We start from the raw sequence: 22,680 nt of genomic DNA, 5'->3' as shown, positions 1-22,680 counted from the left end.
TTACGGGATCTTTTTGTTGGATTATCTATTTTTATACAAGCTTAAGCTTCTTCAATTAATTGAATAAATTCCTCAATCTCTTGCTCTATAATTTCTAAAGAACCTAGCCAAAAGTTTTTATCTGAGGCATCAATATTTACAGTGCCAAGTACATCCTTTACACTCATTTTACCGGTTACTTCTAAAAGATGCTCATACCTCTCCGGGAAACCTTCCTTATCCTTTAGATATTCATTGTAGAGCCCCTTTGCAAAAAGCAGTCCAAAGGCATAAGGGAAGTTGTAGAAGTTGGCATCTGCATAATAATAGTGTGGTTTCCATGTCCACATATAAGGATGAAGATAATTAGAATCTAACCCCTCTCCATAAGCTTCTTTTTGCGCTTCTAACATATACTCATTTATTTCTTTAACAGAAAGTGGTCCTTTCTTACGTTCATCAAAAACAGCACTTTCAAAGAGAAAACGTGAGTAAATATCTACAATCACTTGAGTAGAATCACTGATTTCTGTTTCAAGTATAGCTAAGCGTTCTTCTTTATCAGCCTCTTCTAGTGCAGCTTTTTTAATAATCGTTTCGCAGAAATTAGAAGCTGTTTCTGCAAGTGACATAGGGAGGTTAATATTGAGGATACTTTCATTTTTCAAACAATGGTCGTGAAAGCCATGTCCTAGTTCGTGAGCCATGGTCACCACATCACTTAGATTATTACCATAATTTAGCATAACCCTGCTTTCTCCGATACTGTGTACTGCCGCACAAAACGCACCTCCCACCTTTCCTGCTTTAGGCATCACATCAATCCATTGATGTTCTATAGCATATTTAGCAAAATCCCCTAAATTTTTACTAAAGGTATAGAAGTTCTTCTCCACAAAAGCAGTGCCCTTTTCATAAGGGAACTTCATTTCTTTATCTACCACTGGTGCATAAAGTTCATAAAAAGGAAGCCCACCCTCATAGCCTAACTTCTTAGCCTTAGCCCTTAAATATTTTCTAAAGCTAGGGAGTTTTTCTTTGATGGCTTCTAGCATGGCATCAAGTGTTTCCCTATCCATACGCGACTCTTCTAGTGTCATCTCAAGAGGTGAAGTATACTTCCTTAATTGAGTAATGGTAAGCACCTCTCCTTTAATGGCATTCAGAGCAGCAGCTACACCTTCCTCGATTTTTTTATAGGAAGCAAGTTCTGCTTCATATGCCTTTTTACGTGTTTCTTTGTCATCCTCGTAAGCAAGATTTAAAACTTCTGTAAGAGGTAGCTCTTTCTTTTCTCCTTTAAGTTCAAGTTCTACTTTATGGGTAGCTATTAAAAGATTCTTATAGGTTACCCAGGCACTTGAACCTGTGTTTTGCATGCGTGCAAGGATAGCTTCTTCCTTTTCACTTAGCATATGCTTGTGTGCTTTTACTGCTTCATGAAGATAAAAAGCATGTTCCTTTAGTAAATCTGATTCTGCGATTTGTCCTTCTAGTTCCTTTATTTCACTTATCCATTTACTCATTTTAGCATCACTACTAGCAAGGTGACTTATCTTTTCTTCTAAAACAGCATCTATTTTATTAGCCGTCTCATTTTGTGATTCAATACTTACTGTAAGAGAAGCAAAGTTAGAAAGCTTCTCATGCACCATTAATAGCTCCTTTGTAAGAGTGATGTATTCTTCTAGCTTTTGTTTTTCATTCTCATGATTAACGGTATGCTCCTCTACCCATTTTTTATTTTGAGCAATGAGCTCATCTAGTTTTTTCATATCTGCCTTAAAGGCTTCCTCTTCAAAAGAAGTGTATAGTTCTTTTAGACTCCAATTCAGTTCCATTATCCATCTCCTCTTTCATAAAATTCTAAGCATAGTATAAACCAAACGTTACTTTTTATGAAGATAATCTACCAAAACTTACTTAATAGAGTGGAATGACTACATCTTTAATTTGAAGACTTTCTACTTTTTCAATAGCAATAAATTGTTCGGGTAAAATGCTTGTAAACCCTGGCACCCTTACATAACGTTTCTCAAGAGCCTCTTCTCTTAGTCTTTCCTTTTCTTCTTCTGCATAGCTTTCCCACGGTTTACCTGGCTTGATATAGGAACCATATTCACCGTTATCCCCTCCATAGCTAGAAAGATAGTGATACATCTGCACCTTGGTTCCATCCTTCATCCTTAAAATAATAGGAAGTTGACTCGTAAAATCTTCTGTTAGTGAGATATCCTTTCCTTCTTTTGTTTCATTATAAACAGCTTTTCCTTCAATGCTACCTCCAACAATAGATAATTCTACTTGATTTACTTCAACATAACCTTCTTCTACAGGAATCTTATAAGTTCTCTTAGATTTCTTAACATTTTCATTTGGGTTTAACTTAAAGTGAAGTTCCCACTCACCTAAAGCAAGATACTCATAGTCGTTATACTGATTCATTAACTTCAAGTAAGGTAAATCTGCTACTGTTAAGCCTTCATAAATATCCTTTGTAAAAGAAAGGTTACTCTCCCCGGTAGAAGACTCAGATGACCCTCTGCTGGTATCTATTAATTTACCTGTACGTGTATCTACTAAAGAAACTCTCTGCCATAACCCTTTTTCCTTAGAAGTATAGGCCATTTCAATACAAAGCTTATCGCCTTCAAAGTACACTGCTTGAAGCCTTGCATCACAATCGGGGTGCTGTAAGCTGATTCCCTCTCCTTCTGGCCTATCAAAAACATCTTGAGTAGGTGGCTCTTTTTGTAGAATCTCCTTTAGGTTAATAGGCACTTCCTTTTCCTTAGGTGTTACAATAGCAAGGTCACTTGCTTTAAGTGTTACCGGCTTATAAGTAAGGGTATCTAACACCGAAAGGTTCACTATATAAGTCATCTTCTTTTTATCTTGACTAAAGTCCCATTCATAAGAGCTTCCTGCCGAACCAACTTCATCTACCATTACTTTAAACGTCTTAAACTCTTCATTACCTTCAAAACTACTGCCATCATCCTTTGTTACACTAATAAGGATAAGTCCACCACTATTTCCTGCCACAGCCGTATCCACCGTGACCGTAAGTCCATTTTGACTAACAGAAGCATTAATCTCTTGAGCATGAGGTAAAATAACAGAGATGTTTTCACTAAACCATTCATAGATTGAGTCATTTACACTCATTGCCCCAACTAAAATCCCTACTGAGCCAATTAAAACAGCTACTAAAGCTAAAAATCTTTTAGTAGTTCTTCTATAAACTTTTTTAGATGCTTCCTGTTTGAAGGAAGATTCATTATTTGCATATATCTTTTCAAGTGTCTTTCTTTTGATATTTAACTTTAACTCTTCCTCTACATAAACTTCATCTATTTCTTTAAGTATTTCTTCTTGTAAGCTTTCTACTAAATTAGATACTTTAAGCCTCATCCTTTAATCCCCCTTTCCCTTAGTAAAGCTTCCAATTTTTGTTTTCCCCTAAAGAGTTTAGTTGCTACAGTTTGCTCTTTCATCCCAAGACTTTTGGCAATATCCATTACTTTTTCAAAGTAAAAGTAGCGCCTTACAAAAAGGGTTTGCTCAGTTTCAGATAGCTGCTCTAAGGCATCTCTTATTAATGACCTTTTTTCTTTATTAAGAAGCTGCTGCTCAGGCCCTAATTCCTCCGAAAGCTCTAGCCAATCTTCTTCTAACGGTAATTCCTCTAACCGTTTACATTTCCTTAAATAATTAAGCGTTTCATTCCGTGTCATTACTCCTATGTATGCTTTTTCCTTACCAGCCTGTATTTCTAATTTTTTTCTTTTTTGCCACAGCTTTAGGAAAACCTCTGATGCTATTTCTTCTAAATCTTCATAAGTAAGTCTTTCTTTTCCTACACGCTTAATGACCGCTAGCACATAAGGGGTATAACGCTCCATTAAAGCTTCATAGCTAGGTAGGTCTCCTCTTTTTAGTTGCTCTATTAATTCCTTATCCGTCATAACTCCCCTCCGTTTGTCTATCTTCCTTAATATAGACACTTCTTATCTAGCTTTTATTTCACCACTTCTCTTGATGTATGTTTTTTTATTTCAAGGATATACTAACTAGGATTGATATTCTTTAACTAAATAAAAGAGGTGATTTATTACATGTTAACACAAAAAGAAAGATCTTTACTTGAAGATGAAAAAAAGCATGAAGAGCTCTGTGTAAAAAAATACACACAATATGCGAGTGAGGCAGAAGACCCTGCACTCCAAACAGTTTTTTCTAATATCTTAAAGCACGAACAGCAACACCTAGACACGATTAACAGTATGCTAAAGGGAGAGGTTCCTTCTCCAAGCAGTGGACAAAACTCTAATTCACAAAGTGCTTCTAACAATGCACCTACTAGCCAAACAGGTTTTAGCCAAAGAGATTGTGACATGTGCCAAGATGCCTTAGCCACTGAAAAATTCATCTCTTCTACTTACAATACTGCTATTTTTGAATTTACAAATACCAACTCACGTCAAATGCTCAACCACATTCAAAAAGAAGAACAAGAGCATGGTGAGCAAATCTATAATTATATGGAGCAAAAAGGGTATTATTAAATAGTCAAATAAAAGAACAGCTGATTACTTATGTTTGCTAAAGTGATCAGCTGTTCTTTTATTTATAAGGCTAAAGAATTATAATCTTGGATAAAACCTTCCCCTAATACTTCTCTAACGTCAGCAATAGTCACAAAGGCATGAGGGTCTATTTCTCTAATAAGGTCACGGAGTCTTGTAATTTCTTTTTGAGAAACAACGACAAAGAGCATTTCCTTATCTTCCCTTGAGTACATCCCTTTAGCTTTAAGTCCGGTAGAACCTCTTGGTATTTTTTCCATAATCATCTTAGCCAGCTCTTCACTTTTATCTGAAATAATAAATGCTGCCTTAGCATAATTCATCCCCTCTAGAACACTACTAATGACTTTCGAAGTAATAAAGACAGAAATAATAGCATACATGGCTTTAGTAGAACCAAAAATAAAGAAACCACTTAAAATAATAATGGCATCAATCCCTAACATTAACTTAGCAATAGGGAAGGTAGGCCTTTTAAACTTAATGATCGATGCTAACATATCCGTTCCACCTGTGGTTGCCCCCGACTTCAGAACGGTTCCAATCCCTAAGCCTAATAGTGCCCCACCAAATACACCTGTTAGAAGCAAATCATTTCTAGTGTCAAAAATACGAGGTATAAACTCGGTATACCATAATGCTACAGAAAGCAGTATGACTGCCCATAAGGATTTTCTAGCAAAATCAAAGCCACGTTGTTTGATGCTAATGACAAATAACGGAATATTTAGTATTAGATTCGTCATCCAAAGTGGAATACCATAGCCTATTGTCTGTGTAGACACCTCTTGCACCACAATAGATACCCCTGAAATTCCTCCCGTTACCAACCCCATAGGCGCTGTAAACCAGTTGATACCAAGAGCCAGCAATGTTGTACCTACTAGTATATATATAAATTCCTTTTGTGTTAAAAATAATCGTTTCATCGTTTCCTCCAACCTTTTTTCTCAGTATGCCCTATAACTATTTTACTTATTTTAGGCAAAAAGAAAAAGCCGCTTTAGCAACTAAAACAGCTTTTTTCTTTTTTGTTATGTCACTTTATTATAACCTAAAATACTTCATTTGTATATTACAGATATTTCTTTGTCATTTTATCCATTACCTACTTATCTACTCTTTGCGCACCCATACATCTGTACTATCAAGTATATATTCCCCTCCACGAATAGGTTCCCCTCCATCTACCCAGTCGTCAACGGTTACCTCCTCATTAGTATCTACACCATCTACTTTTCCTAACCCCTTTACACTGCTACCTGGCATAAGTACAAGCATACTTCCTGTTGTTACTTCAATAGTTCCTTCATTATTTAAACTTCCACGATTAACAAGAATCCCTTCTAATTCAAGAACTGAACCTGAAGTAATCATTAACTCACTCTCTTCACTTATAACAAGCTCCTTACCTGTTGGAATGATAACACTCTTCCCTGTAGGTATTTCAACATCTACAAAGAGATTAGCTACTCGTACAGAGCTATTAGCTAGTGTAAAATTAACATCTTCCCATGTAGCTCCATCTTCTAAATCTACTTCTAACCCCCAAGCATCCCCTTTGCACCTATAGATTCCTTCTTCAATGATAATAGGCTCATTATCTGTATCCACCTCACCTATTATCCCAAGACCTTGCACTTTAGCATTATTTCCTATAATAGCTATGGCTCCTGTTGGTGGTACGTCTAAATGTCCCTTATTAATAAAAGTGCCTTCATTATTAATAAAACTTTCTATCCCCAACGTAACTTCTTCTTTGACACTTAGACAAGCATTAGGCTGAATAGAAATGTTCTTTCCCTCTACAAATACTGTATTTTCACTTATTTCTATATCTGCTGTTACAATAATATTCCTTATCTCTGTATTATCCAGTGCAGCCTTAAGCGCTTCCCAGTCAGAGACTACAGCGTCTCCTTCCTGAGGTATATCTATTTCTTCTGCACTAGGGTCTATCGCGATTCCTTTAGTACTTAATATTACTCTCCCATTTTGAAGGGTTAAGTCTGGCTCAAGACTTATCCAATATATAGAACCATTTTCCTTATCTTTCTTAATTTCCCATAAATCGCTTGGTTGTAATCGTGGATTTTCTGCACCTGGTGCATAAACACCTAATTCGAAATCATCTTTAGTTAAGCCTTCTTTTTCTCCAGTAAGGAATACTTTAATAAGATTAGGATTCGTAACTTCTATCTTATCAATTTTAATGATGTCCTCCCATTCATCTATCGGAGGTATAGTAACACTAAATGGTCCTTGATGTGATATCTCAATAGCTAATCGTTTGCCTTCTTTTGGAATACTTATAAATTCTTCTTCATCTATTTCATCTTTATATAGTATGACATGATTAAAGCGTTTATTGATAGTAATGGCTTTAGCCCTATTAGAATCCTCTGTATCAAATTCTTCTTTTATCCAGTCAAATAAACTATTGTATTGACAAATTTGCTTGATAGTATTTATATCAAAGGAGGAATCTTCTATCGTAAAAGTATTTTCTCTCTCTAGCCGTTTACCCTCATAGCCATCCTCAGGTATTGTGCGTTTTACAAGTCCCTTTATCCAGCCTGCTTCTACAGTGATCCGTTCTTCTTGTGCCTTATCATCCCAAAGATGATTAATAATTTCCTCATCATCTTCTGTTAGTCGTACTTCAACATAAGTGAAAATTCCATTTTTATGATTGGTTTCAACATAAACGCCATACGTACCTGAACCTTGTTTTTCATCACTCTCTAACACATAACTGGAGGTTAATTTACCTGATGCACATACTTCAAATTTAGGCCATTCAGTATACCTGATTGTACTGTACTTTAACTTGGTCCAATCAATGACACTTTTCGTTGCATCACCTTTTACCACGAAGCCTATACGATGTTCACTCTCATTATATACGGCATCCGTCCAGCAATCCTCTACTCCATATAAATCAAAAGTAATAGGCTCTACATTTTCCCAAATAGCATAGAGAATAATATCAGCTGTTCCCATTGTCAGTGTTGAACCGGGTAAATAAGAGGTCCCCTTTCCATCTCTTTGAGTATTCCATTCTTTAAGCCCTTTGCCAGCTGGAACTTCAATACTCTCTGCTACTCTAATTATTTCACCTTTTTTCCGAATAACGACTGTTGGAACTGTTCCTTTTTCACCATTTAAATCATAGCTTAACTTATAAGTCTTTTCTTCTGGAGTAGTAGGTGATGTGCCACCACCGCCGCCACCACCACCAGAGCTTGAAGGAGCCGTATTGACCGTTTTAGCAGTATCCTTTGTGACTTCTTTACCACTAATAATGGCCTTAATTCCCTCTTTTACTGTGTTTGTAGCAGCTGCAATGTGAGAATTTACGCCTTCTGCATTAATTGTTAATACTTTTATCTTGGCTTCACCTTGTATTGTTGCTGCGGCATTTGCTTCTATTTGTCCAATCTGACTTGCCTTATCTGCCTCAATAAAAGTAACTGCTTGAGGGTTATCTCTTAATGACATAATTATAAGTTGCTCTAAATCTACTTCCTTAAGTATTGTTCTAGCACCTGCTAGAAGCTCTAAACGTCTAAAGTCCCCTTGTAAATGGAGGGTTATACCCGCCTTAGCAGTAAGATTTATATCACTTGTACCAGTAGACTTGATATCAGCTATTTGAGCTAACTGAGCATTTGTAGGTTGTATAATAACTTGTTTTGCCTTAGCATCCCTAAACTCTACTCCTATATCTCCTAAAAATTCTAGGTTAGTAAAATTGCCTGTTAAAATCAAATGTGCACCTGATATGGTTACAAGAGAGCATGCCTTTCCTTGAGACACAATACGTACAGGATCAATACTTTGTACTTGAACGGGTTGTTCAAAGTTACAGTCATTAAATAAAACGGTATTTACTCCTCCACCCTCTACAAAGGTCTGACCTTTGACAGTCACTTGATGAAGGGTAGCTTCTCCTTTACCTATACCTGGTGCTAAATAGAGATTTCCCTCAATAGTCATATTTTCTAATGTCACACCAGGTGTATTAATGACTACATTCCCTTTTCTATCTCCTGTATAAGTACCTGCTTTATAGATAAAGTTATCTGTTAATCTATCTAGTATGGAAACGAATTCACCTCTTGTTAAGTTATCATTTGGTCTTAAGGAACCATCTGGATTCCCCTTTATGTAACCATTTGCAATGAGTGCTGTTATATCACTTAGCGCTTCAGGTGCTATTTGATTGGCATCTTTAAAGTTTACCTCGGTTGTACCTTTTAAACTATAAGCCCTTGCTAAAGCAACCATCATCTCCTGCCTTGTAGCTGGCTGATTGGGCTCAAAATTACCCTCTTTCCCCTGCATCCACCCCATTGCCGTTACTTGGTCTACATATTCTTTATACCATGCTCCTTCTGCTACATCTAGGTAACCTACTGGACTCTTTTTTCCTGAAACGCCAAATACCTGCACTAAAAAGGTTGCAAGCTCTGCCCTAGTTACTTTATTGTTGGGTTTAAACTGTCCATCTTCATATCCTTTAACAATACCATAGTCTACCCATTCCTTTATAGCTTGCCCTGCCCAATGCTGCTCATAATCTGATGCAAAGGTTGTCATTTGCATACTTGCTGCCGTAGTTATAGCTAATAATACTACTAAGATTTTTTTCCTTCCTGTTCCTAATTTCACATGCTTTCCCCCCTATAATCCTGCTAAAATGTAAAAAATTGTATTCTATTTTATTTTCTTTCTTAATTATAAAACTATTTTTTAAAAATTCAATATATTTACAATTAAACTTTTCGACTTTTTCCTTCAAAAAATGTTTATTTAAGTTCTTTCCTGTCCTTTAAACTTAGTGAACTCTTTAAAGCTTTTCTTTAAGAACCCCTCTAAAAATTTCTATTTAAAACTAAAAAATCTCTTAAGTGATAGAAAGTTCACTTAAGAGATTACTTGTATTCCTAAAAACTTGTTTTTATTTTTTCCACTCTTTTAAATCCTTGATAAAATCCCTTACCTTCTCTTCTGGGGTTGCCCAAGAAGTTACCAACCTTACAGCAGAGTGTCCTTCATCCCATTTCTCCCATTTATAAAAATCATAGGTTGCTTGTAGCTTTTCAATTAACAGATTAGGGAAAATAGGAAATATTTGATTGGTTGGTGAATCTGTAAAGAAGCTATAGCCTTCTTCCTTGATAGCCTGTCTTAAAAGTGCTGCCATACGATTTGCATGGTCTGCTAGTTCAAAAAATAAATCTTCCTTAAAAAGCTCTAAAAATTGGATGCCTAGCACACTTCCCTTTGCAAGCAATGCTCCTTTTTGCTTTATATGATACCTAAAGTCTTCCTTTAAGCTAGGATTACAAATAACAAGTGCTTCTCCCATTAAAGCTCCATTTTTAGTTCCTCCTATATAAAAAGCATCCAAAAGCCTAGCTAAATCCTTTAGGCTCACATCATTCCCTTCTGCAGTGAGAGCTGACCCCAAACGCGCACCATCCATATAGAAAAGTAAATTTTGCTTCTTACAATATTCACTTAAAGCTTCTAATTCTGCCTTTGTATAAATAGTTCCTATTTCTGTTGATTGAGATATATAAACAAACTTAGGTTTGACCATATGCTCATCTGTATGGTAGATCAGTACTTCTTCTATATCTTCTGTAGATAGTTTACCCTTTTTCCCTTTTACCGTTATTACTTTATGTCCTGTCGCTTCTATAGCCCCTGTTTCATGCACAAAAATATGTCCCGATGTTGTAGCAATAACTGCTTCATGAGGCCTTAAAAAAGCTGAAATAGCTAGTAAATTGGTCTGAGTACCACCCACTAAAAAGTGAATATCTACTTCTTCATTTTCAAGCTTTCCTTTAATAGCTTCTCGTGCTTTTTCACTCCAGCTATCTAACCCATATCCTTCTACCTGCTCAAGGTTATATTTCATTAAACCCTCTAATAAATTAGGATGTGCTCCTTCGCTATAGTCATTTTTGAAACTATACATCTTGCTTCCTCCATATGCTTTTGATTAATATGGTCTAGTATAGCACAACTTTTAGTTCGAGAAAATCAAACGTTTATAGCAAGCCAAAAGCCTAGTACTACTTGAGCACACAGGATAATAGGAATACCCCACATAAAATACCAATGCTTTGTTTTATGCCTAAAATAGTGCATACCTACTAAACTTCCTAAGCTACCACCTAAAAGTGCAATCAGAAATAAAGACTTCTCTGACCAACGATATCTTTGTTTTTGTGCACGTTTTTTATCACTGAACATGCTCCATAGACCTAATACATTTATGATGCTTAAATAAACTACTATATACTTATCCATTTTCCCTCATCTTCTTTAGAAATAAACTCCTTTTTAATTTAAAATAACTTCGATAGCTTGTAATTCTTCTGTCGTAAACTTCATATTCTCAAGCACACCTACACAGTCCTCAATTTGACTCACCTTGCTCGCTCCAATAAGTACAGATGTCATCTGCTGCTTACGCAGTACCCAAGCAAGAGCCATCTGAGCGAGGGTTTGCCCTCTACGTGTCGCAATAGCATTAAGCTTTTGAAGCTTACTAATAAGCTCTGGTGTAATATCCTTGCTACTTAAAAAAGGACTTTGGCTAGCAGCTCTTGAATCTTTAGGAATCCCCTCTAAGTATCTACCCGTTAGTTTACCTCCTGCTAGAGGTGAAAAAGCAATACAACCTACGCCTTCATCTCCTAGGGTATCTAAAAGACCGTCTTCTACCCATCTTTCAAACATGGAGTACTTCGGCTGATGAATAAGGCAAGGTGTTCCTAAGTCCTTTAAGATAGCAATAGCTTCTTTTGCTTCCTCTTTTTTGTAGTTTGAAATCCCTACATAAAGAGCTTTCCCCTGTCTTACAATAAGGTCTAACGCCTTCATTGTCTCTTCTAAAGGTGTATCAGGGTCAGGGCGATGGTGATAAAAAATATCTACGTAATCTAATCCCATCCTTTTTAAACTTTTATCAAGGCTAGAAACCAAATATTTTTTAGATCCCCAATCACCATAGGGTCCTGGCCACATGGTGTATCCTGCCTTAGTAGAAATAATCAACTCATCCCTATAGGGTTTTAAATCTTCTTTTAATAACTTACCAAAATTCTCTTCTGCTGTTCCTGCTGGAGGACCATAATTATTCGCTAAATCAAAATGAGTGATGCCTAAATCAAAGGCTCTTCTTACCATTTGACGACTATTTTCAAAGACATCTACGCCCCCAAAATTATGCCATAAACCCAAAGAAATAACAGGTAGCTTGATTCCACTTCTGCCACATCTTTTATACTGCATGGTTTCATATCTTTTATCATCTGCTCTATACATTACCTACTCTCCTCCTTGTTTTTCTTCCTTTATCTTATCATTTAGGTAAGCCTCGAACAAGCATCCGCTACTAGTTCTTAAAATAATTTAAGGAATTTATGAAGAAATCTTAAGATTTCTATCCCATAAGTTGTAAGAATTTCTTTTTATAATAAAAGCTAAAGATTAATTAAAGAGAGTAAGGTGAATAATATATGCTTTTTAAAAAACATACCCGCAGTAAATTAATAAGTGCTGATACATTATTTAATGAAACAACTCTAGATTGGCTAATCGTCCTTGTAACTATTTTCTTACAAGTGATTTCTTTAGCCACTACCTTTGAAGGAAGTAAAGTCTACTTTGGCGGAGTGAAGCTTCCTTTTTTCTTAAGTGCACCCCTCCTTTTTTCCTTAGCGATTCAGCTTACCGTATTTTGTACAAGCCATACTATCAAACGGTATTTCAAAGCCGGTCTTATTCTTGTTTTACTCCTTGCTACACTTTGCTCAACCTACTTTTCTTATATAGGTATCTACAGTCACATTAACTCACCTATTAGCTATCTTGAGGAGCGCTATAGCCAAATTTATAGCAATCTTTCTGAGAAATATGAGGCGCTTCGAGAAGAATCTCAAAATACGATGAAAGGCTATGTCTTTGATTTTGTTAGTTCCTTAGATCATTCTTATGCTGCCCTTACCCTGCAAACTGAGGAAAATGCCACTTTAAACAAAAAGATAAATGCCATAGAGGTAAATGGTGGTAAAATAAATGCACAAACCAATGCCCTTCAAAAACCTAATAAAGCTAGTTTTGGAGATGATTTAGATGCTTATTATGATGCCATGGCAAAATATAATGCTGCACTTGGTACTATGGTAAGTGACACAACTAAGCAAGATGCTGCCCTTAAAAATGAACTTTATGAAAATGAAGTAAGAGTCGTTTTAGGTGGCAAAACCAAAGAGGAATTTACTGCTCAAAGTATTGCTACAACTACTAAAAAGGAGCAAATCGAAAAACTCATTCACAGTATGTACAGTCTTACTTCTTCACCTACTTCTGAGCTTACCCCTTCTGAGGAGCTTCAAGCTATTCAAGAACATACCTTAAACTTTATTTTAAAGCAAGAAGAAGGTAGTCATTTCTCTACTCTGCTCACACAACTTTATACAGGACTTGAACTACTTGAGCTTCAAGATAAATATCCTACCTTTAAAGAAGATCTTATGGAATTTACCACACTTATGTCCAAAGATACACAGCTTATGCAGCCACTAGATACTGTTAAAAAACAAGTTTACGAAATAGCTCATGGCTCTTCTACCACTTCTCCTCCGCTTTTAACAGAAGAGGATGCTATGCCACTTTATACTGCTCTACAAAGTGAGCTGAAAAATGCTGCTTATCTTCTTAATGGACTTAATAGATTAGAGAAACCTATCGACCTCACAGATAGTACCTATGCCATGCATAATCTCTATGTTTTGCCCATTAAAAACCTTTTAGAAAATGGAAGTAGTAAGGTTATGTCTTGGTTCGCCCTAAGCTTTGCTATCTTAGTTGATGGACTAACCCTAGTCTTTGCCCTTATGAATGCCAAAGCAAAAACACCTTTATTTGCAAAACGTAACAAAGACATTATTGGTCATTCTAAAGAAGCGATGGAAGGACTCCTCCTTTCTACTATTAAAGCTACCTCTCCTAAAGAGTCTTCTCTTAGTGAGAATATTCAAGTTCTCCACTACTTAGAAAGCTTTATAAGTCCATTTAAACTCTTTGCTCCTAGCTTAAATAGTGGCTACTCCATGTGGTGCAACTTAAGCCAGCTAGAGGAGCATCATTCTTTTTTAGCTATACTTTGTCAATTTAACTTAGCTAGCATTGTTTCTGCTGAAGAATTAGAGGAGGTCATTCCCACTTCTACCAAAGAACGTTATGTCCTCATTAAAACTAAACTTATCATTTGGATGAATGAGCAAATTGCTGAACTTAAAGAGCCAAAACAAACCTATCTACCTCACCCCATCCTTGAAAAAGGTTATGTACTTAAGGAGGACAAATCATGATTTTATTATTAGAACTTTTTACCCTATGCATTGGGCTTACCGTTTATATCCTTTATCACTGCTTCAAACAACATCTAGGAATTATGACCAGCAAAATCCTTTATTGGTGTACCTTGCTCTTTATGAGTGTGACCATTAATGGGATATTATCTGCCTCTTATCCTGATTATTTTTCCTTTGAATACTATACAAATAGCAATACACTCTGGGCTATAGGAGGCATTGTAGTTGGCTCTCTTTTGCTACATCTTATGTCTCCTACCCCTCTTAAAAAGAAAAAAAACACTTCCTCAAAGGCTATTTCCTCACAACTTGAAGACGCCTCTCCTTGCTCTTACCTTAAGGAAATGCAGTTTGAAACCTTTCTAGAAGTTATTTGCTGGCTTGCCTTTGTTTTTACTATCGGCCTAGAAGCTTATGTAACTTTATTAGGTCACTGGTTTTTATCCCCTTTACTCCTTTTAAGTATTAAAAATATGGGTTGCCTTATGATGATGGCAACTTTACCTCTTATTATTCGTCAACTTGTCTTTTATATTCATGCGCTTCGCTCTACAAAAAATGAGCAAGAGCTCACAAAAGCTCAATTGCAATTTTATCAGGCACTTAACCGAAAGAAAAATAAACTTTAATATTTTATTTATTTGGCATTGACACTATTCTACTTGTGGAATAGTGTCAAACTGTAGGAAACCCTCAGCAAGCACTCTACTAGAGCACTGCTTAGGCTATTTTACCTGTTGGACAAAAACACCTGGAACCAGACAAAATACGCCGTATGAGGGTTTACTTTATTTCCTCATACGGCGTATTTTATGTATTCTACTTCTATCTTTTATTTTGCTAACGGATACTCATTACATAATAAGCGATAAGGCCTTTCATCTTCTTCTATCTGAGGAAAACGACCTATTTTCTCATAAAATCTATTATCTGTCTGATCATCATTACACATTGAAACCTCTCCTAAGAGTACAGGTCCTGTCCCTTCTTGTAGTGCAAAATCATGATACATATAGGGTGGAATGCAAATAGATTCTCCTGGTCGTAACAACACCTGTGTCCCAGCTGGTACTGTTTGTTCTTTGCCATCACAACTAATGCTAACTGGCTTATCTGACAAATCACCTTCTTCATCGGCATTATATACCCGAATATAAACATTCCCTCCTCCTTTATTGATGATATCCTCCATCTTATTCCAATGAAAGTGCATAGGTGCTGTTTGCCCTTCTCGCATATAAAGTAATTTTTCCGCATAGGGCTTCTTATATTTATTATCCTTTACATTACCATTTCTAAGGGTGATTAAAGAAAATCCTACCTCGTCAAATTTCCCTAAACCAAAATCTGTAATATCCCAACCAAGCATATTGTCCCTAATCTCATTATATTCATTCCCTTTTTCTTTCCATTCCTCAGGAGTGAAATGGCAAAATGCAGGAAGGTAAATCTGTTGCATTTTTAGCATACTTTCCATTTCTTTTAATGCTTTATTTATCTCAGAACGTTTCATTTAACCCCATCCTTCCACTATAAACTTTCTATTAATGAAGCTATTATTCTTGCTCACAATATTTTTTATAGACAGCTCGCACTTCTTCATAAGACCGCATTCCTGCTGTGCCACTTACTTCTGATAAGGAGCATGCTGCACATGCACACCCTAGTTTCATTGCATCTTCAATGTCTCCATCATGATATGCTGTATAAAGTACCCCGCTACAAAATGCATCTCCTGCACCCGTTGAACCTTTAATATAGTCTTTCGGTAGTTTTAAACTTTTAACTCTTGAAATTTTACCAGTGGTACAATCCAAGCCATAGCTACACGTAGGCGAATGAATAATTGCCCAAGTAGAAACTCCTAATTTTTTTAGCTTATAAAGGGCTTTATACATATTATCTTCTATCAATTTTTCGTTCTCTAGCAAAGTTAGTCCTGTAATCATTTCTGCTTCTATCTCATTAATAGTACAATAATCTGTATACTTTAATGCTGCCCTCACACTATCCCTACCACGCTGACTCACCTCTGATACTATATCAATAGATGTTTTCATATTTCTCATCTTTGCATTATGAAGAATTCTTGCACCATGGGTGCCATACTCTGGATCACTGGCATCTACTTTCTTCATTAATAGTAAATATTCCAGGTGAAAAATAGTGGCATCTATCATCTCCCAATTAATATAGCTTTCATCATATCTATCACTGCCTTCAGGTAAATAAAAGAAGGTCCTTTGATGATTATCTTGGGCATCCATCACCATTGTGACACAGCTATTTCCTTGCTCCGTAATATTGTCTTGTATTATGTTGGGGTATTTACTTAATATCTTCTTAATAAATGCACCATAGTTATCCTTACCAATGATTGCGCTTACTTTAATAGGGATAACTGGGTCTAGTTTTGCTAAATCAACAATGAGGTTACCTGAACCCCCTATATCCATATTTGTACCTCTAATATTTGTTAACTTACCCTGTTCTGGATAAGTATCTATCAAAAAGTAATTATCTACAATTAAGCTACCAGCAACAGTAATCCCTCTTTTACTCATACCTTACCCCCTTTTTCCTCCCGCTACATCATACTGAACATCCTTATAGCCTCTTTCACATTTTCTTTCATTGCTTTTATACCAATGAGTGGAATGTCATGAAAGAAAATATTATCTCCTGATTTTATCTTGTCTAGACTTTCCTTTACAGCCTTTCCACCAGCTAATGTCATATACGTATAGTAATTAATCTTACGAACTCCATTCTTAATAGCAGTTTGGAATTCTTCTTTACTTAATCCAGAACCACCATGCATTACAAATGGAATATCAATTTGCTTTCTAATTTTAGTAATTCTATTTAAATCTAATACAGGCTTTGTTGTATAGATACCATGAGACGTTCCAAAGGCAATGGCTAGTGCATCTACTCCTGTTCTTTCTACAAAATCTTTTGCTAAAATTGGGTTAGTATATATGCCTTCAAGATCTTCACATCCGTTGACAGTTTCTATCTTCTCTGCAGATTCTCCTACTCCAATATCAGAAGAAAAAATATGTCCTAATTCCGCTTCTACTGTCACACCTACACTGTGAGCAAGTTTTACAACTTCTGCTGTTGTCGTAACATTTTTTTCATAATCATCAGAAGAAGCATCAATCATAACAGATGTAAAGCCAAGCTGGATTGCTTTAATACAACTTTCTATGGAGGTACCATGATCTAAATGAACACAAACAGGAACCTTCGCTTTTTTTGCAAAATATAGCATAATATTTGCTGCAATTTCCATAGAAAGGAAAGGGCTGTGTACTTCTGCAAAGTTTAAAATAACTGCTTTATCCATTTCTTCCGCTGCTTGAACAATTGCCATAGCAGACTCTAGGTTACATACATTAAAAGCACCAACCGCATATCCCTTCTCAAGAGCATCCTTCATTACTTCTTTAAGTGTTACTAGCACCTTTTATCCCTCCTTATTTTCCCTATACTTTTTATACTTATCACTGAAATTCTTTATTTATCCTTCTTTGTTCTAAAGTAATCGATATAAACAGCCAGTAGAATAACGGAACCTTTTACAACGTATTGCCAGAAAGAATTAATATTCATAAGGTTTAATCCATTATTGAGTACACCTATAATTAAGGCCCCAATAATTGTTCCACCAATCTTTCCATAACCACCAGCCATACTTGTTCCACCTACTACAACAGCTGCAATTGCATCCATCTCTGCACCATCACCTGCTGTTGGTTGACCTGAATACATACGAGATGCTAATACAACACCTGCAAGACCAGCCATTAAGCCTGAAAAGGCATGTACCCAGAATTTCACTTTTGCCACATTAATTCCAGAAAATTGTGCTGCCTGCTGATTACCACCTACTGCATAGATATGACGCCCAAACTTTGTTTTATTCATAATAATAGCTGTTGTAATAAGCACAATCATTAAGATAATAACTGGAGTTGGGAAAGGGCCTATATAACCCGCCCCAAGGAATTGCCATTCCTTGGATACAACACGCACAGGTGAACCCCCTGTATAAACATAAGCTAAACCTTTCATTATATTCATTGTTGCTAATGTTACGATAAATGCTGGGATCGTCGTTTTACAAATAATGGCACCATTTAACATCCCAACAATAAGGCCAATACTTATACCTATAAGAATGGCAACAGCTAGTGGTAAGTTATACCTAGCTACACATCCTGCTGAAATACACCCTGAAAGTGCAATGATAGAACCTACTGACAAATCAATTCCACCCAAAATGATAACCATTGTCATACCACAAGCTAAATAAAGATTCGTTGAAATCTGGCGCAATATATTAAATATATTTTTAGTAGATAGAAATGAGTTACTTGTTGCTGGATTAATTGCTAAGAATGCACATAGTATAAAAAAGGCTATAAGAATTCCAAAATTATCTTTTAAATAGATTTTTACTGTTTTATTAAATTTTGTTAAAGCCTTATTGCTTCTCATTGTTAATTGCTGTTTCATCGCTTACCTCCCCTGACTCTTCTTATTCAGCAGCTAATTTCATGATTTGTTCTTGTGTTACTTCTGTATGATCTAGACACCCTTTTACCTTTCCATAAGCCATTACATAGACGCGATCACTCATATTAATAATCTCCGGTAGTTCTGAAGAAATCATAATAATAGACATTCCTTTTTTCACCAAATCATTCATAATAGAGTAAATCTCAGCTTTTGCATGTACATCTACTCCACGCGTCGGTTCATCTAAAATCAATACTTTAGGATTCATGGCAAGCCAACGCCCTATCATTACCTTTTGCTGATTTCCACCTGATAAATTACCAATCTTCTCATCCAGAGTAGGCGTCTTAGTACGCATCCTATCAACATATTTTTGAGTGATTTCATCTTCCTTATGACTATCTACAAAGATACCTTTAATAAATTGCCCTAATACTTCTATTGTAGAATTATATCTTACGCTTTGTATCTTATATAAGCCTTCTAATTTTCTATCTTCTGGCACAAGAGCTATACCTATTTTCATAGCTTGAGTTGGACAAGAAATCTTTATTTCTCGTCCTTCCATAAGGATGCTACCTGAGTAATCTTTTGTTAATCCAAACAAGCACTTCATCAATTCACTTCGCCCAGCACCAACTAATCCAGCAAAACCTACAATTTCACCCTTCTTTAAGTAGAAAGAGGCACCTTTTACCATCTTGCCATCATGGATGTCTCTACATTCTAGAATTACTTCTTCTGTTATTTGGTAATCTCTTGTATAGTAATTGGCTAATTCACGTCCAACCATCATGGCTATTAATTTGTCTTTACTAACTTCCTCTACAACCTCTGTCCCAACATACATCCCATCTCTAAGCACGGTTACACGATCACAAATGGCTTCTAATTCACTCATCTTATGAGATATATAAATGATACCTACCCCTTTAGCTGTCAACGTTTTCATAGTTGAAAATAAAAATGCTACTTCCTTATCAGAAATAGAAGAAGTCGGTTCATCCATAACTAAGATTTTAGAATTAAAAGATATGGCCTTAACAATCTCAACCATTTGCTGTTGTGCGATTGTCAAATTCTTTATCAATGCTTCTGCATCAATATTCATCTCATATGTATTTAGTAATTCCTGCGCATCTTGATTCATTTTATCTTTATTTACAAGTCCTGCGACCTTTGGCTCACGTCCTAAAAATATATTTTCAGCCACAGTCATATGTGGTACAAGTACTAATTCTTGATGGATAATAGCAATTCCATGAGCATGAGAGGAATGTACATCATTGATTTCTACCTTTTTACCTTCAATAAAAATCTCACCCTCATCCGCTCTGTAAATCCCACCTAATACTTTAATCAAAGTAGACTTACCTGCTCCATTTTCTCCTAATAAAGCATGCACTTCTCCTTTTTTAAGTTCAAAATCGATGGCATTTAAGGCGTATACTCCAGGGAATTTTTTATGAATATTTTTCATTTTAAGCAATATGCTATTCTTCAAGTTATCACCTACTTCTTTCTATGCTAGAAAAGTGCCTTATCCTACTACTTAAGAACAAAGCACTTTTCCTCTATTAATCTCTCACTTCTGCACTAGGTCAACCTATTATTGCCATCCATCTGTCCCATATTCATTTACATTATCTGCTGAAATTAAGAATGTTTCTACGGGATATCTAGCATCTACTTTCTCTCCAGCCATAACCTTATACATAATCTCAACAGACTTGTTTGCAATATTAATTGGTGATTGTGCTCCTGTACCTGCAATTAAAGAATCACCAGAAGCTAACTCTGCTTTAATATCGGGAGAACCATCTACTCCATAAATCTTAACCTCTTTTAATCCAGCTGCATTGGCCGCTGCTAATGCACCAAGGGCTGTAGGGTCGTTTCCACCAAAGATTGCAACTACATCCCCATGTGCTTGTAATAAATCTTCTGTAATCCCCATTGCTACTTCAAGATTACCTTTTGCATCTTGTTGTGCAACAATATTGAACCCTTTATCTTTGATAGCATCTAAGAAACCATTGGTTCTATCAACTATTGAGTTCATCGTAGGAGAATCTAAAATAATAACATCTCCACCTTCTGGGCATTTAGCTACAAGATCTTCACCACAAACTTTACCTGCATTGTAGTTATCAGAGCCTGCATAAGATACTACATAATCTAAATCTGCTACCTCTGTATCAAAGTTAATGATTGGAATACCTGCTTCTTTTAATTGATCAAGGGCTGGAAGGATACCTTCTGCTTCTGCAGGATTTAAGAAAATAGCATCAATTCCTTGAGAAATCATATCTTCAATTTGTGTTATTTGCAAAGTAACATCATTAGCAGGGTCTGTAGAAATTAATTTATCGCCATTTGCTTCTACTTTTTCTCTAATTGTTTTTTCTAAGATAACAAAGAAAGGATTCGTTCCATCCATACATGTATAACCAAATACATAACTTTCTTTTTCACTACCTACTGTATCTTTTGCTGTATCTACCGCCTTTTCAGCTACAGCATCTGCTGTATTCGCAGGAGCTTGTGAAGAGGATGTTTCCTTGCTACCACATCCTATCAGCATTACAGGGAGCAATACCATACTTAGCAAAACACTTAACATTTTTCTTTTCATTTTTATACCTCCTCTAATTTTTGTTTCTAAAAACAACTTATATGTTAATAATATTAAAAACTACTTTAAAAAACATCTGCATTTTATAACATAATGTATATGACATTTGTAATATATTTTATTTAATTTATAAAAATTACTAAATAAACAAAAAAAAGATACCTTTAAATATCCTTTTCGTCAGACATCTAAAAATATCTTTTACTTAACCTTATTATTTTTGTATCAGCGACTCAACTGTCCTTTGAGTAATCTTTAGTGTACTTTCTACATCCTTTTCATCACTCAAAATCTTATCGACCTCTCCACCTGCCAGTGCCATAATCTGCCTATATTGAGGAAACTTAGGGGTAATTACTCCATTTTCAATAACATTATGAAGCAATCTAGTGTCAATTACTCTTTCTCTATCATCAGTATCTTCGCTTAATATCTGCTCTGCTTCTTTAGAGTTTGTTACTGCTTTTAATGCTGAAGCACCTTGAGAATAGCGAAATATATCCATTTGAAACGCTTCATTGTAGGTAAACATTTTAAGAAGTTCCCAAGCTAGCTTCTTATGCTTACTGTGACTGCTAATCCCCATTAACAACGCACTCACTTCTGATAAATTATCTCCACTTTCACCAGACGGCATAGTTATACAATCCCATTTAAATGTACTATATTTTTTAATCTTATAAGGATATGCTTTATATGTACGATACTCTGCAAAGGATAGTGGCATAAATGCTACATTTCCAGCATCAAAGTCATTCTGTGTTACCTTTACTCCCTTATTTAGCTCTGTGAGTTTTTTTAAAAATTTTATAGAGTCGATAACCTTTTTGTCTGTAAAATAAACTTCACTCCCATCTTCATTAAATAATTTCTCACCGTTAGCATAAACAGCTTCTGACCATCCATAGTTATAGGTTCCAAACTGATCTATTCTTCCATCGTTATCCGTATCCTTTGTAATTTTGCTACAAATCTCATACAAATCATCCCATGTCCAATTTTCCTCTGGAACCATAAAGCCTTCATCATTAAGTAGAGATTTATTTACGAACATCAGCATAGGAACAATTTCATATGGAAGTGCATATTGCCCCCCTTCATAGGAACCAATCTTTAATGCACTTTGATAAAATTTGCTTGGTTCAAAGCTTCGGTCTTTCTTGGATAATTCATCTAAATTTTGAAGTACACCTAAAGAAACTAACTGATCAAAATCATCTGAAAGGATCATGGCTACATCTGGCATTTCTCCCTTTAATACCTTTTGAGCGAACCATTCTGAATAATCACTTTTCCTAATTCCACTGGTATAGTGAACAGTTACACCAGGGTGTTCTTTCTCAAATTGTTCAATTACTTTATCAATAATGACATAGCTATTAGCATTGGCTACATCCCAGTTGCTCCCTACAAACATCCCAAACTCTAATACAATGGGCTTTTGAGATAAATAAACTAAATAGCCCATCACACAAGAAAAAATCATTATTCCTATATACCCAATGGGCCTCCAGCTTAATCTACTCTTCTTTAAATCTCTAAACCTCAT

Annotated in this window: 18 protein-coding genes; 3 read left to right on the top strand and 15 right to left on the bottom strand. The window is 35.7% G+C overall.

Annotated elements, in window-relative coordinates:
- Positions 1 to 41 precede the first annotated feature (41 nt).
- The 3 genes from CS063_RS12270 to CS063_RS12260 all read right to left on the bottom strand — a co-directional run bounded on the left by CS063_RS12270 (position 42) and on the right by CS063_RS12260 (position 3,947).
- Positions 42 to 1,820, bottom strand: a complete 1,779-nt coding sequence (locus CS063_RS12270; RefSeq protein WP_099449998.1) for a M3 family oligoendopeptidase — start codon at positions 1,818 to 1,820, stop codon at positions 42 to 44.
- A gap of 82 nt (positions 1,821 to 1,902) precedes the next feature.
- On the bottom strand, positions 1,903 to 3,393 hold the full coding sequence (locus tag CS063_RS12265) for a DUF4179 domain-containing protein (RefSeq protein WP_099449997.1): 1,491 nt from the start codon (positions 3,391 to 3,393) through the stop codon (positions 1,903 to 1,905).
- Complete coding sequence (locus tag CS063_RS12260) at positions 3,390 to 3,947, bottom strand: RNA polymerase sigma factor (RefSeq protein WP_099449996.1); 558 nt, start codon at positions 3,945 to 3,947, stop codon at positions 3,390 to 3,392. Before CS063_RS12260 ends, CS063_RS12265 begins: the two co-directional genes overlap by 4 nt.
- Before the next feature lie 150 nt (positions 3,948 to 4,097).
- On the opposite strand from CS063_RS12260, the gene CS063_RS12255 reads away from it, so the two are divergent.
- A complete protein-coding gene (locus tag CS063_RS12255; RefSeq protein ID WP_099449995.1) occupies positions 4,098 to 4,547 on the top strand; it encodes a spore coat protein in 450 nt (149 codons plus the stop codon).
- Positions 4,548 to 4,609: 62 nt separating this feature from the next.
- Here CS063_RS12255 and CS063_RS12250 read toward each other — a convergent pair whose 3' ends face one another.
- The 5 genes from CS063_RS12250 to mgrA all read right to left on the bottom strand — a co-directional run bounded on the left by CS063_RS12250 (position 4,610) and on the right by mgrA (position 11,915).
- Positions 4,610 to 5,497: a YitT family protein gene (locus tag CS063_RS12250; RefSeq protein ID WP_099449994.1), complete on the bottom strand. Its 888-nt coding sequence runs from the start codon at positions 5,495 to 5,497 to the stop codon at positions 4,610 to 4,612.
- Between the two features lie 187 nt (positions 5,498 to 5,684).
- Complete coding sequence (locus CS063_RS12245) at positions 5,685 to 9,242, bottom strand: S-layer homology domain-containing protein (protein ID WP_099449993.1); 3,558 nt, start codon at positions 9,240 to 9,242, stop codon at positions 5,685 to 5,687.
- Positions 9,243 to 9,531: 289 nt separating this feature from the next.
- Complete coding sequence (locus CS063_RS12240) at positions 9,532 to 10,560, bottom strand: threonine aldolase family protein (RefSeq protein ID WP_099449992.1); 1,029 nt, start codon at positions 10,558 to 10,560, stop codon at positions 9,532 to 9,534.
- A gap of 65 nt (positions 10,561 to 10,625) precedes the next feature.
- Positions 10,626 to 10,895: a DUF1294 domain-containing protein gene (locus CS063_RS12235; protein ID WP_099449991.1), complete on the bottom strand. Its 270-nt coding sequence runs from the start codon at positions 10,893 to 10,895 to the stop codon at positions 10,626 to 10,628.
- Between the two features lie 33 nt (positions 10,896 to 10,928).
- Positions 10,929 to 11,915 (bottom strand): L-glyceraldehyde 3-phosphate reductase, encoded by a 987-nt coding sequence (gene mgrA, locus CS063_RS12230; RefSeq protein ID WP_099449990.1) that lies wholly within the window; start codon positions 11,913 to 11,915, stop codon positions 10,929 to 10,931.
- Positions 11,916 to 12,109: 194 nt separating this feature from the next.
- Between mgrA and CS063_RS12225 the strand changes: the two genes are divergently transcribed.
- Complete coding sequence (locus tag CS063_RS12225) at positions 12,110 to 13,966, top strand: hypothetical protein (RefSeq protein WP_099449989.1); 1,857 nt, start codon at positions 12,110 to 12,112, stop codon at positions 13,964 to 13,966.
- Positions 13,963 to 14,598, top strand: a complete 636-nt coding sequence (locus CS063_RS12220) for a hypothetical protein (protein WP_099449988.1) — start codon at positions 13,963 to 13,965, stop codon at positions 14,596 to 14,598. Before CS063_RS12225 ends, CS063_RS12220 begins: the two co-directional genes overlap by 4 nt.
- 203 nt (positions 14,599 to 14,801) lie before the next feature.
- On the opposite strand, the gene CS063_RS12215 is transcribed toward CS063_RS12220, so the two are convergent.
- The 7 genes from CS063_RS12215 to CS063_RS12185 all read right to left on the bottom strand — a co-directional run bounded on the left by CS063_RS12215 (position 14,802) and on the right by CS063_RS12185 (position 22,680).
- On the bottom strand, positions 14,802 to 15,482 hold the full coding sequence (locus tag CS063_RS12215) for a D-lyxose/D-mannose family sugar isomerase (protein ID WP_099449987.1): 681 nt from the start codon (positions 15,480 to 15,482) through the stop codon (positions 14,802 to 14,804).
- Positions 15,483 to 15,525: 43 nt separating this feature from the next.
- A complete protein-coding gene (locus CS063_RS12210) occupies positions 15,526 to 16,533 on the bottom strand; it encodes a carbohydrate kinase family protein (RefSeq protein ID WP_099449986.1) in 1,008 nt (335 codons plus the stop codon).
- A 23-nt stretch (positions 16,534 to 16,556) separates the two neighbouring features.
- On the bottom strand, positions 16,557 to 17,438 hold the full coding sequence (locus tag CS063_RS12205; protein WP_099449985.1) for a class II fructose-bisphosphate aldolase: 882 nt from the start codon (positions 17,436 to 17,438) through the stop codon (positions 16,557 to 16,559).
- A 53-nt stretch (positions 17,439 to 17,491) separates the two neighbouring features.
- Complete coding sequence (locus CS063_RS12200; RefSeq protein WP_099450048.1) at positions 17,492 to 18,475, bottom strand: ABC transporter permease; 984 nt, start codon at positions 18,473 to 18,475, stop codon at positions 17,492 to 17,494.
- A 40-nt stretch (positions 18,476 to 18,515) separates the two neighbouring features.
- Entirely contained in the window at positions 18,516 to 20,000 is a 1,485-nt protein-coding gene (locus CS063_RS12195) for a sugar ABC transporter ATP-binding protein (protein WP_330401014.1), read from the bottom strand.
- A 105-nt stretch (positions 20,001 to 20,105) separates the two neighbouring features.
- The gene (locus tag CS063_RS12190; protein ID WP_099449983.1) at positions 20,106 to 21,131 is read right to left on the bottom strand and encodes a sugar ABC transporter substrate-binding protein; all 1,026 of its coding nucleotides are present in this window, start codon (positions 21,129 to 21,131) and stop codon (positions 20,106 to 20,108) included.
- 214 nt (positions 21,132 to 21,345) lie between these two features.
- The gene (locus CS063_RS12185) at positions 21,346 to 22,680 is read right to left on the bottom strand and encodes an ABC transporter substrate-binding protein (protein ID WP_308415500.1); all 1,335 of its coding nucleotides are present in this window, start codon (positions 22,678 to 22,680) and stop codon (positions 21,346 to 21,348) included.

The organism is Sporanaerobium hydrogeniformans (assembly GCF_002735925.1).
GTDB lineage: Bacteria > Bacillota > Clostridia > Lachnospirales > Cellulosilyticaceae > Sporanaerobium > Sporanaerobium hydrogeniformans.
This window is presented reverse-complemented; position numbering and strand designations above follow the sequence as displayed.